We start from the raw sequence: 12841 nt of genomic DNA, 5'->3' as shown, positions 1-12841 counted from the left end.
GGGGGGGGGGTGGTGCCCCCACCCCCGTTCAACCCCCACCGGGGCGGTGGGGGGGGCCCGTTCCCGGGCCCCCCCCCCTCGTCATGCCCTGCCGCCTACCACTCGGCGAGCGAGCCGTCGTCCCGGCGCCAGGCCGGGTTGCGCCAGCGGTGCCCGACCTCGGCCGCCCGCTCGACGGCCTTCTCGTCGACCTCGATGCCGAGCCCCGGCCCGGCCGGCAGGGCCACGTGCCCGTCCTCGTACCGGAAGACCGACGGGTCGACGAGGTAGTCGAGCAGGTCGGAGCCGGTGTTGTAGTGGATGCCGAGGCTCTGCTCCTGGATCAGCAGGTTCGGCGCGGCGAAGCCGACCTGGAGGCAGGAGGCGAGGGCGATCGGACCCAGCGGGCAGTGCGGGGCGAGGGAGACGTCGTACGCCTCGGCCATCGCGGCGATCCTGCGCACCTCCGAGATGCCGCCCGCGTGCGAGAGGTCCGGCTGCGCGACGGCGATGCCCTGGTCGAGGACCTTCTTGAAGTCCCAGCGGGAATACAGCCGTTCGCCCGTCGCGATGGGGATGGAGGTGGAGCGCACGATGTCGCCGATGTGGTCGCTCATCTCCGGGACGACCGGCTCCTCCACGAAGAAGGGCAGATACGGCTCCAGGAGGGGCAGGACCCGGCGGGCCATGGGCGCGGTGAGCCGGCCGTGGAAGTCGATCGCGATGTCGAAGTCGTCCCCGACGGCCTCGCGGATGGAGGCGACGCGCTCGACGATGCCGTGCACGGCCGCCGGGGTGTCGATGAGCCGCAGCTGCGCCGAGGCGTTCATCTTGATCGCGGTGAAGCCCTCGTTCTTCCGCGCGAGCGCCTCCGAGGCGACCTCGTCGGGCCGGTCGCCGCCGATCCAGCTGTAGACCCGGGCGCGGTCGCGGACGTTGCCGCCGAGGAGCTGCCAGACGGGGACGCCGAGGGCCTTGCCGGTGATGTCCCAGAGGGCCTGGTCGATGCCGGCGACGGCGCTGGAGAGGACCGGGCCGCCGCGGTAGAAGCCGCCCTTGGTGAGGACCTGCCAGTGGTCCTCGATCTTCATCGGGTCCCGGCCCACGAGGTAGTCGGAGAGCTCCTCGACGGCCGCGGCGACGGTGTGCGCGCGCCCCTCGACGACGGGCTCGCCCCAGCCCGTGATGCCTTCGTCGGTCTCGACGCGCAGGAAGCACCAGCGGGGGGCGACGAGGTACGTACGCAGGGAGGTGATCTTCACTTGGAGTCCTTCTTCACGGTCCAGCCGCCGTCGACGACCAGGTTCGTTCCGGTGATGTAGGTGGCGTCGGCGGAGGCGAGGAAGGCGACGGCGGACGCCACCTCCTCGGGGCGGCCGAGCCGGGCGAGCGCGGTGGCGTCGGCGGAGATCCGCCTGCCCTCCTCGTCGACGTCGTTCCACACGTCGGTGAGGATCGGGCCGGGCAGCACGGAGTTGAAGCGCACGTCCGGCCCGTACTCGACGGCGAACTGCCGTACCAGCGCGCACATTCCGCCCTTCGCTGCGGCGTAGGCGGGGTAGCCGGGCAGCCCGAAGTCGGCGTGGACGCTGGAGGTCGCGACGACGCTGCCGCCCTCGGCGCGCAGGTCGTCGAGGAAGGTGCGGGTGGCGAGGTAGAGGGCCCGGAGGTTGACGGCCATCTCACGGTCCCAGACCGCGACGGGCAGTTCGTGCGCGGCGGCCGTGGTGTGGGTGAAGGCGTTGCTGTGGAGGATGCCGACCGGGCCGAAGCGGGCGTGGGCCTCCTCCCGCAGCGCGGTCCAGTCGTCCTCCGAGGAGACGTCGCAGCGTACGTACGCCGCTCGGCCGCCGTCGGCGCGGATCGCGGCGGCGACGGCCTCGCCCGCCTCGTCGGCGATGTCGGAGACCAGGACCGAGGCGCCCTCGGCGGCGAGTCGGGCGGCGCTGGCGGCGCCGATGCCCGAGGCCGCGCCCGTGACGACGGCGGTCTGTCCGGAGAAGCGGTTCATAGTGGTGGGTTCCTGTGCTGTAGCGGTACGGAGACGGGGCACGGCTCGGGACTCGGGGACGCTCAGCGGCTGATGTCCCGCGCGGCGAGCAGGCCGAGTTCGGCAGGGCGCGGGAGGCCCTCCCAGTCGCCGGGGACGGACACCGCGAAGGCTCCGCAGAGTGCGGCGAGGCGGAGGCGTTCCGGGACGGTGGAGCCGTCGAGGACGGCGGCGAGGTAGCCGGAGACGAAGGCGTCGCCCGCGCCGACGGGGTCGACGGCGGTGACCGGCACGGCGTGCTGGACGTGGAGCGTGTCGCCGGCGATCGCGAGAGCTCCGTCGGCTCCGAGCTTGAGCACGGCCTGCGTCGGGCCGAGCCCGGTGAGGGCCCGGGCCAGGCGCTCCGGCTCGTCCTCGGACACCCCGGGCACGAAGAGGGAGGCCTCCTCGGGTCCGGCGAAGACGATGTCCGCGTGCGGGAGGAGGCGGGCGAGCACCTCGGCGGCCTCGGCGCGGCTCCAGAGGCGTGCGCGGTGGTTGACGTCGAAGGAGACGGTGACGCCCGCGGCGCGGGCGACCGTGACGGCGCGCTCGACGGCGGCACGGGCCGTGGGGCTCAACGCCGGTGTGATGCCGGTGACATGGAGGATCCGGGCGCCGGAGATCCGCGCCTCGTCCAGGTCCTCGGGGGCGAGCCGGGAGCCGGCGAGTCCGGCGCGGTAGTAGGTGACGCGGAGCCGGTCGGCGGTGCGGCGCTCGCGGAGCATCAGACCGGTGGGGGCCGCCGGGTCCGTACGGGCGCCCGAGACGTCGACGCCCTCGGCGCGGAGTCCGGCGAGGACCATCACGCCCGTCGCGTCGTCCCCGACGCGGCCGGTCCAGGCGGAGCTGTGGCCGAGGCGGCTGACCCCGATGGCGACGGTCGCCTCGGCGCCCGCCCAGCCGAGGCGCAGGGGCGCTCCCGTGGCGAACGGCCCGGGCGCGGTGGCGGCGGCGACCGCCATGACCTCGCCGAGGGTGACGAGTTCGGGCGCCGGCGCCGGCGTGGCCGTACCTGGCGGCGTCATCGGCGTATCCCGTCGAGGAAGGCGGCCGCGCGGTCGGCGAGGGCCGCGAGGGAGCCGCCCTCGCAGGCGTCCCCGACGAGGGGACCGCCGACGCCGAGCGCGGTGGCCCCGGCAGCGAGGTAGGCGGGGGCGTCGGCGGCGCCGATGCCGCCGGTCGGGACGAGGGGGATGTCGGGCAGCGGGGCGCGGACGGCGCGGAGGTACTCCGGTCCACCGGTCGCGGCGGGGAAGAGCTTCACCATGGTCGCGCCCGCGCGCCAGGCGGTGAGGATCTCGGTGGGGGTGTACGCGCCCGGGAGCACCGGGACGTCGAGCCGGACGGCCTCGGCGATGACCTCGGTGGAGGTGGTCGGGGTGATGAGGTAGGTGGCTCCGGCCTCGACGGCGGCCCGCGCCTCGGCGGGCGTGGTCACCGTGCCGGCGCCGAGCGCGAGACCGGGCGGGGCGTCGGCGGCGTACTCGCGCAGGGCGTGGAGGACGCCGGGGGTGGTGAGCGTGAACTCGGCGGCCCGGACGCCGGAGGCCCGTAGCGTGTCGGTGACCTCGGCGAACCGGGTGGCGGATGAGGAGCGGAGGATCGCGATGACGGGCGCGGCGGCCAGCGCGGCCCGCAGGCCCTCGTGGGCGGCGCTCGGGGTGGATGTCTCGTGCGAGGTGGGCATGGCGCGGTGCGTCCTTGCTGGTCGGGGCGGGGTACGGGGCAGCCGTCGACGTGCGGGGCGGGGGTCGGCGTACGGGGCGGCGTACGGGAGCAGCCGTCGGCGTACGGGATGTGAGCCGGCGTCCGGAGTGGCGTGCGGAAGCAGCCGTCGGCATGCGGGAGCACCCGCCGGCGTACGGGAGCAGCCGTCGGCGTGCGGGAGCAGCCGTCGGCGTGCGGGCAGGCCGCCCGCGCACCGGGTCAGCGGTCGGCGTACCGGGGCGTGGGCCGGCCGGTGGCGCCCGGGCGGCAGACGAAGAGACGGCCGGCGTCGGGCTCCGCCCGCGCCTGCTCCTCGTCGAGGCCCTCAGTGGCGGTGGTGATGATCAGGACGTCGAGCGCGGGGCCGGCGAAGGCGCAGCTCGTGACGTGCGAGGCGGGCACCTGCACGCGTGCGTGGAGGGTGCCGTCTGCCGCGAAGGCGAGGACTTCGCCGCCGCCCCAGACGGCGACCCAGACCCGTCCCTCGCTGTCGACGGTGAGCCCGTCGGGGACGCCCCGGTCGAGGACGGCGAAGGGGCGCCGGTCGGTCAGGGCGCCGCTCTCCGGGTCGTAGGCGAAGACGTCGACGCGGCCGGTGGGGCTGTCGGCGTAGTAGAGGCGGCTGCCGTCGGGGCTCCAGCCGAGGCCGTTGGAGATGGTGACGGAGTCGAGCAGGGTGCGGAGACCATCGCCGTCGAGGCGGTAGAGGGCGCCGGCGCCGGGGCTCTCGTCGTACGCCATGGTTCCGGCGAGGAGCCGGCCGGCGGGGTCGACTGCGGCGTCGTTCAGACGGCGCGGCAGGCCGTCGTCGGGGAGGGCGAGCGCGGCGAGTGCGACGGCCTCGGCGACCGGGCGGCCCTCATCCAGGCGGAGGAAGGAGGTGCCGACGGCGGCGAGGAGGGCTCCGGAGGCGCAGAGGGCGACAGCGCCGACAGGCTGGTCGAGACGGAGCGTGGAGACGGGCGCGAGGTCCGGCCCTTCTTCTCCGTCGGTGAGGCCGGCCCGGTGGACCAGCCCGTCCAGGATGTCCACCCAGAGCACTTCGTGACGCCGGTCGTCCCACAGGGGGCCTTCGGTGAGGCGTCCGGGCAGGGGTGAGCAGGGCACGGCCCTGAGGTGCAGCATCTGTCCTCCTCGGTTGACCCCTCAAAAACTAGGGCTTCGTCTAACGGTTGTAAATAACCCTGCCGCCAGTTCTTCCAACCCTTCGAATAAGATCCCCCGAGAGTGCGATCCATCGTCGGAGGGCAGCAGAGTGATCAAGCGGACGTCGCAGGACATCCGACGCCTCAACCGCTTCGAGGTCCTGCGGCGCGTCTACGCGGGCCCCGGCGCGATGAGCCGCCAGGACATCGCGGCGGCGACCGGGCTCTCCTTCGCCACCGTCGCCAACCTCACCGCCGAACTCCTGGAGGCCGGTGTCCTCGTCGAGGCCGGCCACGAGGACTCCAGCGGCGGCCGCCCCCGGGCGCGCCTCGCCGTCAACGCCGAGCGGGGCGCGCTGATCGGCGTCGACATCGCCGAGACCTCGGTGCACGCCGAGCTCTTCGACCTGGCCCTGGAAGTCCGGCACTCCGTCGAGCGCCCGCTCCCGCCGGGCGACGTCCGCCCCGCCGACGTCGTCGACGTCCTCGCCGACTGCGTGGAGGAGCTGCTGCGCGTCTCGGAGGTGCCCCGGGAGCGGGTGCTCGGTGCGGGGGTGAGCGTGCCGGGCATGGTGGAGCGCGAGGGCGGCGTCTCGTCCTTCTCGCCGTACTGGTCCTGGCACGAGGTGCCCCTGCGCGCCCTGCTCGACGAGCGCCTCGGGCTGCCCCTGTGGCTCGACAACCCGCTGCGGGCCAGTACGGTCGCCGAGCTGTGGTTCGGCGCCGGGCGGGAGGTGGACGACCTGGTGGTGCTGACCCTGCGGGCCGGTGTCGGCGCCGGGATCGCGATCGGCGGACAGCTCTACCGGGGCTTCACCAACAGCGCGGGCGAGTGGGGCCACACGTGCCTCGCCGTGGACGGCCGTCTGTGCACCTGCGGCAACCGCGGCTGTGTGGAGGCGTACGTGAGCACCAGGGGGATCGCGCAGACCTGGCGCGAGCTCGCTCCCGGCGACGAGCGGGCGGCGGGCACGGACGACGCGGTCACGGTGGCGGCCCTGGCGCGCGCGGCGGCGGAGCGGGATCCGGCGGCCACCGCCGTGATCGACAGGACCGGGCGTTACCTCGGCGCGGCGGTGGCCAATCTGGTCAATCTGCTCAACCCCCGGGTGCTCGTCCTCGGCAACCAGGTCGTCGACCTGCTCGGGGAGCCGCTGCTGGCCGCCACGTACGAGGCGGTGACGCGGCACGCGCTGCCGCTGCCGCACCGGGCCGCGACGCTGCGGCGCAGCGCGGTCCCGCACAACGCGGTGACCCGGGGGGCGGCCACCTTCGCCCTGGAGGGCTTCCTCAACGACCGGGAGGTCTTCGGGCCGGTCAGCCGGATGCGTCAGCCCCGGGAGCGCCGCGACGGCCGCCGCGCCGGGTCCTCCGATGCGGAGGCCTGACAGGGCCGGCGCGCGCCGTGGCTCAGCGGCGCGCGCCCCGGTGCCCCAGGCGCTCCGAGAGGTCGTCGGCGCCCCGCGTGGCGAGGGCGGTGAGCGCGTTCTCCCGGTCCTCGCTCCAGCGGTGGACCGGGACCGAGACGGACAGCGCCGCGACGACCCGGCCGGACCGGTCCCGTACGGGCGCGGCGACGCAGCTGACGTCCGGGTTGGACTCCTGGACTTCGACGGCGACACCGAGGATCCGGATCTCGGCGAGCGCGGCCCGCAGCACGTCCGGGTCACTGAGGCTGTTCGCCGTCATGGTCTCCAACGGCCCCTCTTCGAGGCGCGCTTCGAGGCGTTCCTCCAGCTCGGCCGCGGGCAGGGAGGCGAGGAGCATCTTGCCGACGGCGGTGCAGTGGGCGGGGAGCCGGCGGCCGGTCGCGGAGACCATCCGTACCGCGTGCGTGGAGTCGACCTTGGCGATGTAGATGACGTCCATGTCCTCCAGGAGGGCCACATGGACGGTCTCGCCGCAGGTGTCGGCGACCTCGCGGGCGACCTGGTGGCCCTCGGCCGCGAGGTCGAGCTGTTCCGCGTACCGGCTGCCGAGCTGGTACGTGCGGACGCCGAGCCGGTAGCGGCCGGGCTGTTCCGGCACCGGGACGAGGTAGTTGCGGGCGGTCAGGGTGGCGACCAGCTCGTGCGTGGTCGTGCGCGGCAGCTGGAGCCTCCGGGTGATCTCGGGTGCGGACAGTGTCGCTTCGCCCTCCAGGAAGAGCTCCATTATGTCGAACGCCCTGGTCACCGCCGGAACGAGTCGTCCCACGAGGCCCACCCCTACTTCCGCTGGTTCACGATTCCGGTCGGCGTCCGTATGGACGCGCTCCCATTGACACCTCGGCGGGCCGCTGCCTACGGTCGCGCCGGTCCACCGAACAGTATTCGACATCTCGAACATCACGCCAGCGCCCCCGGGAGCAACCACCGTGCGCATCACGGGAATCACCACGCATGTCGTCGGAACGCCCTGGCGCGATCTGACCTACGTCCTGGTCCACACCGACGAGGGCCTGACCGGCGTCGGCGAGACCCGGATGCTGGGGCACACCGACGCCCTGATCGGCTATCTCCGTGAGGCGGAGGCCAACCACCTGACCGGCTCCGACCCGTTCGCGGTCGAGGATCTCGTACGCCGCATGAAGTACGGGGACTTCGGGCGGGCCGGGGAGATCGTGATGTCGGGGATCGCCGTCGTGGAGATGGCCTGCTGGGACATCAAGGGCAAGGCGCTCGGCGTGCCCGTGTGGCAGCTGCTCGGCGGGCAGGTGACGGACCGGGTGCCGGCGTACGCGAACGGCTGGTACACCACCGAGCGCACCCCGGAGGCCTACCACGCGGCGGCCCGTGAGGTCGTGGCCCGTGGCTACCGGGCGCTGAAGATCGACCCGTTCGGCAACGGCCGGTTCGAGCTGGACGCCGAGCGTTCGCGGTACGCGGTCTCCCTCATCGAGGCCGTGCGGGACGCGATCGGCCCGGACACCGAGCTGATGGTGGAGATGCACGGCCGCTTCTCCCCGTCGACGGCGGTCCGGCTCGCCCGTGAACTGGCACCGTTCCGGCCCGCGTGGCTGGAGGAGCCGGTGCCGCCGGAGAACCTCAAGGCACTGCGGAAGGTGGCCGACAAGGTCGACCTGCCGATCGCGACCGGGGAGCGGATCCACGACCGGATCGAGTTCCGGGAGCTCTTCGAGTCGCAGGCCGCCGACATCGTCCAGCCGGACGTCGGGCACATCGGCGGCATCCTGGAGGCGAGGAAGCTCGCCGCGACCGCCGAGACCCACTACGTGCTGGTCGCCCCGCACAACGTCGGGGGATCCGTCCTCACCGCCGCCTCCCTCCAGCTCGCCGCCTGCACCCCGAACTTCAAGGTCCTGGAGCACTTCAACGACTTCGCGGACGCCGAGATCAAGAACGTGGTGCGCGGGGCCCCGGAGGTCGACCCGGCGACCGGCTGCTTCACGGTCTCGCACGCGCCGGGCCTCGGCGTCGAGCTGGACGTGGACGCGGCGGCCGAATTCCCGCAGCAGCGCGCCCGCTTCGACCTGTGGGCCGAGGGCTGGGAGAAGAGGAAGCCCCGGTGAGTGACGGACGACCTCGCCCCAGCCGTGCGATCGTCGTCGAAACGCCCGGACAGCACCGGCTCATCGCGAGGGAGTTGCCGGAGCCCGGACCGGGCGAGGTCCGGGTGCGGGTCGCCGCCGCCGGGATCTGCCTGAGCGACCGCGAGCTGTACGACGGCCACCGCGCCCCGGGATACGTCCGCTACCCGGTGATCCCCGGACACGAGTGGTCCGGCACGGTGGAGGCCGTCGGCGCCGGGGTCGACCCCGCGCTCGTGGGCCGCCCGTGCGTCGCCGAGGGCTTCCGGTCCTGCGGGTCGTGCGAGCGGTGCCGGTGCGGGGAGACCAGCCTCTGCACCAGCGGGTACGCGGAGACCGGCTTCACCGAGCCGGGTGCCTTCGCCGACCACCTGGTGATCCCCGCGCGCCTGCTGCACCCGCTCCCCCACGGCGTGGACCTGCGGGCGGCCGCCCTCCTCGAACCCGCCGCCGTCGTCGCCGCGGCGGTACGCTGCGGGCGGCCGCGCCCGGGCGAGCGGGTCGCCGTCGTCGGCGCCGGGACGCTCGGTCTGCTCGCCGTCCAGTGGCTCGCCGCCTCCTCCCCCGCCGAGCTCGCCGTCCTCGACCCCCGTACGGAACGGGCCGCGCGGGCCCTCACGTTCGGCGCCGGCCGGGCCCTCTCCCCCGAGGAGGCGGAGGGTGTGTCCGGGCGCTACGACCTGGTCGTGGAGACCGCCGGGGCGCCCACCACGGCCGCCTCCTCCTGCCTGCTGGCGCGGCGGGGCGGCCGGGTGGTGCTGACGGGGATGTTCACGGCGGGCGCCACCGGCATCGACCCGGTCCATCTGTCGGTGAGCCAGCTGGAACTCCGCTCCGTCTTCGGCGCCTCCTCCGCCGCCTGGGCGGACGCGGTGCGCGCCTTCTCGGCCGGACTGCTCGACCCGGCGCCGCTCGTCACCCACACGTTCCCGCTGGAGCGGTTCGGCGAGGCGCTCGCGCTGGTGGGCGGCAGCGCCCCGGGGACCGGCAAGGTCCTCCTGCTCCCCTGAGCACCTCACCCCGCCCTGCCTCCGCAAGTCGAAGCGCTTCGATCTCTGACTCCTCGGCTCTGGACACGCTGTCAAGGGCGGGTTACGGTCGCGCTGGGCCGTCGAAACGATCACTTACCGATGCCCGTCGAAGCGTTTCACCACAGCCACGGGCCGCGGGAGAAGGATGGTCACCCTTGTCGAGGTCGCCCGGCACGCCGGTGTGTCGGCGAGCACGGTCAGCTATGTGCTCAGCGGCAAGCGTCCCATCTCCGACCCGATCCGGCGGCGGGTGCGGGCCAGCATCGAACAGCTCGGCTACCAACCCCACGCCGGGGCACGGGCGTTGGCCAGCAGCCGGTCACGGATCATCGCGCTGATGGTGCCCCTGCGGACCGACATGTACGTGCCGGTGATGCTGGAGATCGCGGTCGCCGTCGCCACCGGCGCCCGGGCGCACGGCTACGACGTGCTGCTGCTCACCGGCGAGGAGGGCCCCTCGGCGCTGCGCCGGGTCACCGGCAGCGGTCTGGCCGAGGCGGTGATCCTCATGGACGTCCAGCTCGACGACGAGCGGCTGCCGGTGCTGCGTGCGGCGGGACCGCCCGCCGTCCTGGTCGGGCTGCCCGCCGACCCCGCCGGGCTGGACTGTGTCGACCTGGACTTCACGGCGGCCGGGGCGCTCTGCGTGGAGCATCTCGCCGGGCTCGGGCACCGGGAGATCGCCGTGATCGGGGAGGCCCCCGGCGTCTACGCCCGGCACACCGGCTTCGCCGAGCGGACCCTGCGCGGCCTGCGGGACCGGGCGTCCGAGCTCGGCGTCGGGCTGCTGCACCGGCCCTGCGAGGGGGGTCATGACGCGGTCGCGGGGATCCTCGCCCGGATCTTCGACGAGCGGCCCGGGGTCAGCGCCTTCGTCGTACAGAACGAGACGGCCGTCGAACCGCTGCTCGCGCTGCTGCGGCGCTCGGGCCGGGCCGTGCCGGAGGACGTGTCGGTGGCCGCCGTCTGCCCGGAGCCGATCGCCGCGCAGGCCTCGGTGGCGCTCACCTCGGTGTCGATCCCCGCGCAGGAGCTGGGCCGCCGGGCGGTGGAGCGGCTGATCACGGTCCTCTCCGGGCGGCCCGGCGGTGACGGGACCGTCGGCGTCGAGCTGCTCACCCCGGTCCTGACGGTCAGGGACAGCTCCGGCCCCCCGCCGGTCCTGACGGTCAGGGACAGCTCCGGCCCCCCGCCGGCGCGGGCGGTCAGGAGCTGACGACCCGCTCCTCACCCGCGCGCAGGACGAGCCGGGTCGCCCCGGCCGGCGACCTCAGCTCGATCTCCGCGTCCCGGTCAGGACGGACGACCGCGTGGCACTCCCCCGGTGACCACTCCAGGTCGACTCGCGCGCCGAACCGGGTCCGGACGCCCGTGAGCCGGCCGCGCGGGCAGCGGGCGGGCGGCGCGGGCAGGAGCACGAGCCGCCCGGGTGTCGACTGCACGAGGGCTTCGATCAGAAGAGCGGGCAGGGTGTGCGCGGCATCCGCGTTGTAGACGTCGCGGGCCGGATAGTGCGCGCTCATGAGGGAGTCGTGGAAGTAGTCCCCCGTGAGAACGCGGGCCAGTGCCTCCTCGGTCCGGGTAGCGTCCCCCAACCGGGCGGCGATCAGGCCGCGATGGAGATGACCGTGGGCCGATTCGTTCTCGCTGCCCCGGAGTTCGAGTGCGCGGTGAGCCGCCCGGGCGAGGTCGGGAGTGTCGTGCGGGTTGATCTCCTCCAGCGGCCAGACGGGGTAGAGGTGACTGAGGTGCCGGTGGTCGTAGCGGTCGCCGAGGCCGGGACGGGCCCATTCGGCCAGCGCCCCTTCGTCGTTGACCCGGTACGGCGGGAGCCGGTCGGCGAGCGCCCGGAGCCGGGTGGCGTCCGGGTCCGGGGCACGGTCGGCGGCGGTGCGCAGGGCGTGCCGGGCGGCGGCGATGTCCATGGTGGCGTCGATCGCGCCCCGGCTTCCGCCGCGGGGGCGGTTCTCCGGGGAGTAGGAGGGGACGATCACGATCCGGCCGCCGGGCCCAGTGTGGGTGAGGAAGTCCTCGTAGAAGGCGGCGAGTTCACCGAGGACCTCGGTGACGAGCGGGTCGCGGCGACCACTCGCCTCCTCGTGCGCGAGGAGCGGGACGAGCAGCCAGTCGGCTCCGGCGGTCCACAGGTGAAGGGGGTACTCGCGGCTGAAGTGGTACGTGTGCCCCGAGGTGCCGTCCGTGTGGGTGGGGGCGACGACGCCCCGGGTGCCGAAGATCTCCCGGGCGTTGTCCCGCCAGTCCGCCAACTGGCCTTTGACGAGGGCCCTGTGGGCCTCGGTCACCTCGGGCAGGTCGGCGGCGACCGCGGAGGCGGTCTGGAGGTTGAGGTTGGCGTTGGTGGTGAACGCCCCCGACCAGGCGGTGTCCCAGTCGCCGGTCCACAGTCCGGTGAGCCGGGGCGGCAGAAGGCCGGAGGAGGAGAGCAGGTGGTAGCGGCCCGCGGCGAAGAGGCGTTCCAGGAGGGCGGTGCTGTCGGGGCGGGCGAGGAGGGCGGAGCCGGGGAGGGACCGGTCGGTCGCGTCGGCGCCGAGGTCGAGGGCGACGCGTGCGTAGGCGGGGCCGTGGAGCGCGGTGTGCCGGGCGAGGAGACGGGCGTACGTGGCGGCGAGGTCGTCGCCGGTACCGGCGAGGGCGCGCAGGGGCCGGGTCTCCCGGGACGTGTTCGTCTCGCTGCCCTCCTCGTCCCGCCGTACCCGGGTGAGCAGGAGCAGCTGCCGGGCGCCTTCGATCCGTACGCCCGAGGCCGTGACCGTGGTGCGCCCGGCGTCGCTGAGGAGGAGGGTGAGGCCCGTGTAGCCGCGGGGGCTGTCCGGGTAGCGGGCCCGCAGGGTGAGGACGGTCTCGCGGCGGCCGGTGGCGATGCCGCGTCCCGTCACGAGGGCGGCGGGCACGCCGGGCAGCCGGTGGTCGAGGTCGATCTCGACCACCGGGCCCGGTGCGGAGACGTACTGGACGAGGACGTCGTCGGCGCGCGAGACGAAGACCTCGCCGCGCCGCTCCCCGCACACGCCGGTGACGACCCCGGTGGTGAAGTCGACGGACCGGCGCGTGGCCGGGGCCGGGGTGACGGATGCGCGCCGGACGCGGGTCCGGAACGCGGGGTGGAAGGGCCGGACCCAGCGCAGCGGCCGATCGTCGGTGAAGCGTTCGGCGGCGGTCGTGTCCCCGGCGAGCAGGGCGTCCTGGAGGGCGGGAAGCGCGGCGGCGAGCCGGGGCGGTGCGGTGTCGGCGGGGGCGTTGTTCGGCCGTACGAGGGTGTGGTGGGTGACGATCACCCGGTCGTCGTCGGGGTCGCCGAAAACGAGCGCGCCGTGCCGGCCGTTCCCGGTCAGGAAGGCGTCCTCCCAGCGGGCGGCGGGCGCGGGCTCCCAGGTGCCGTGGATCACGGGCGCTCCTC

General features: G+C 74.4%; 11 protein-coding genes. 4 read left to right on the top strand and 7 right to left on the bottom strand.

Going from position 1 to position 12841, the window contains the following annotated elements; translation table 11 throughout:
• Positions 1-95 precede the first annotated feature (95 nt).
• The 5 genes from dgoD to ACWFR1_RS08080 form a co-directional block, all read right to left on the bottom strand.
• Positions 96-1241: a galactonate dehydratase gene (gene dgoD / locus ACWFR1_RS08100; RefSeq protein ID WP_453547846.1), complete on the bottom strand. Its 1146-nt coding sequence runs from the start codon at positions 1239-1241 to the stop codon at positions 96-98.
• On the bottom strand, positions 1238-1990 hold the full coding sequence (locus ACWFR1_RS08095) for an SDR family NAD(P)-dependent oxidoreductase (RefSeq protein WP_453547844.1): 753 nt from the start codon (positions 1988-1990) through the stop codon (positions 1238-1240). The genes dgoD and ACWFR1_RS08095 overlap by 4 nt, the downstream gene beginning before the upstream one ends.
• A gap of 62 nt (positions 1991-2052) precedes the next feature.
• Positions 2053-3036: a sugar kinase gene (locus tag ACWFR1_RS08090; RefSeq protein WP_453547842.1), complete on the bottom strand. Its 984-nt coding sequence runs from the start codon at positions 3034-3036 to the stop codon at positions 2053-2055.
• Positions 3033-3698 carry a bifunctional 4-hydroxy-2-oxoglutarate aldolase/2-dehydro-3-deoxy-phosphogluconate aldolase gene (locus ACWFR1_RS08085; protein ID WP_453547840.1) on the bottom strand — a complete coding sequence of 222 codons (666 nt, stop codon included), beginning with the start codon at positions 3696-3698 and terminating at the stop codon, positions 3033-3035. Before ACWFR1_RS08085 ends, ACWFR1_RS08090 begins: the two co-directional genes overlap by 4 nt.
• A gap of 239 nt (positions 3699-3937) precedes the next feature.
• The gene (locus ACWFR1_RS08080; RefSeq protein ID WP_453547837.1) at positions 3938-4843 is read right to left on the bottom strand and encodes an SMP-30/gluconolactonase/LRE family protein; all 906 of its coding nucleotides are present in this window, start codon (positions 4841-4843) and stop codon (positions 3938-3940) included.
• Positions 4844-4973: 130 nt separating this feature from the next.
• Here ACWFR1_RS08080 and ACWFR1_RS08075 point away from each other — a divergent pair, with 130 nt between their 5' ends.
• The gene (locus ACWFR1_RS08075; protein ID WP_453547835.1) at positions 4974-6251 is read left to right on the top strand and encodes an ROK family protein; all 1278 of its coding nucleotides are present in this window, start codon (positions 4974-4976) and stop codon (positions 6249-6251) included.
• 22 nt (positions 6252-6273) lie between these two features.
• Here the strand turns inward: ACWFR1_RS08075 and ACWFR1_RS08070 are convergent, their stop codons facing one another.
• On the bottom strand, positions 6274-7059 hold the full coding sequence (locus ACWFR1_RS08070; RefSeq protein WP_453547833.1) for an IclR family transcriptional regulator: 786 nt from the start codon (positions 7057-7059) through the stop codon (positions 6274-6276).
• A 160-nt stretch (positions 7060-7219) separates the two neighbouring features.
• On the opposite strand from ACWFR1_RS08070, the gene ACWFR1_RS08065 reads away from it, so the two are divergent.
• The 3 genes from ACWFR1_RS08065 to ACWFR1_RS08055 all read left to right on the top strand — a co-directional run bounded on the left by ACWFR1_RS08065 (position 7220) and on the right by ACWFR1_RS08055 (position 10639).
• Complete coding sequence (locus ACWFR1_RS08065) at positions 7220-8374, top strand: mandelate racemase/muconate lactonizing enzyme family protein (protein WP_453547831.1); 1155 nt, start codon at positions 7220-7222, stop codon at positions 8372-8374.
• Positions 8371-9402 (top strand): zinc-dependent alcohol dehydrogenase, encoded by a 1032-nt coding sequence (locus ACWFR1_RS08060; protein ID WP_453547829.1) that lies wholly within the window; start codon positions 8371-8373, stop codon positions 9400-9402. Before ACWFR1_RS08065 ends, ACWFR1_RS08060 begins: the two co-directional genes overlap by 4 nt.
• Positions 9403-9568: 166 nt before the next feature.
• On the top strand, positions 9569-10639 hold the full coding sequence (locus tag ACWFR1_RS08055; protein WP_453547825.1) for a LacI family DNA-binding transcriptional regulator: 1071 nt from the start codon (positions 9569-9571) through the stop codon (positions 10637-10639).
• Here the strand turns inward: ACWFR1_RS08055 and ACWFR1_RS08050 are convergent.
• Positions 10629-12830 (bottom strand): glycosyl hydrolase family 95 catalytic domain-containing protein, encoded by a 2202-nt coding sequence (locus tag ACWFR1_RS08050; protein WP_453547823.1) that lies wholly within the window; start codon positions 12828-12830, stop codon positions 10629-10631. The genes ACWFR1_RS08055 and ACWFR1_RS08050 overlap by 11 nt on opposite strands.
• Positions 12831-12841 lie beyond the last annotated feature (11 nt).

The sequence above is a fragment of the Streptomyces sp. NPDC055103 genome (assembly GCF_053607625.1).
The sequence above is the reverse complement of the archived record's forward strand: the minus strand, read 5'-3'. Positions and strand labels throughout refer to the sequence as shown.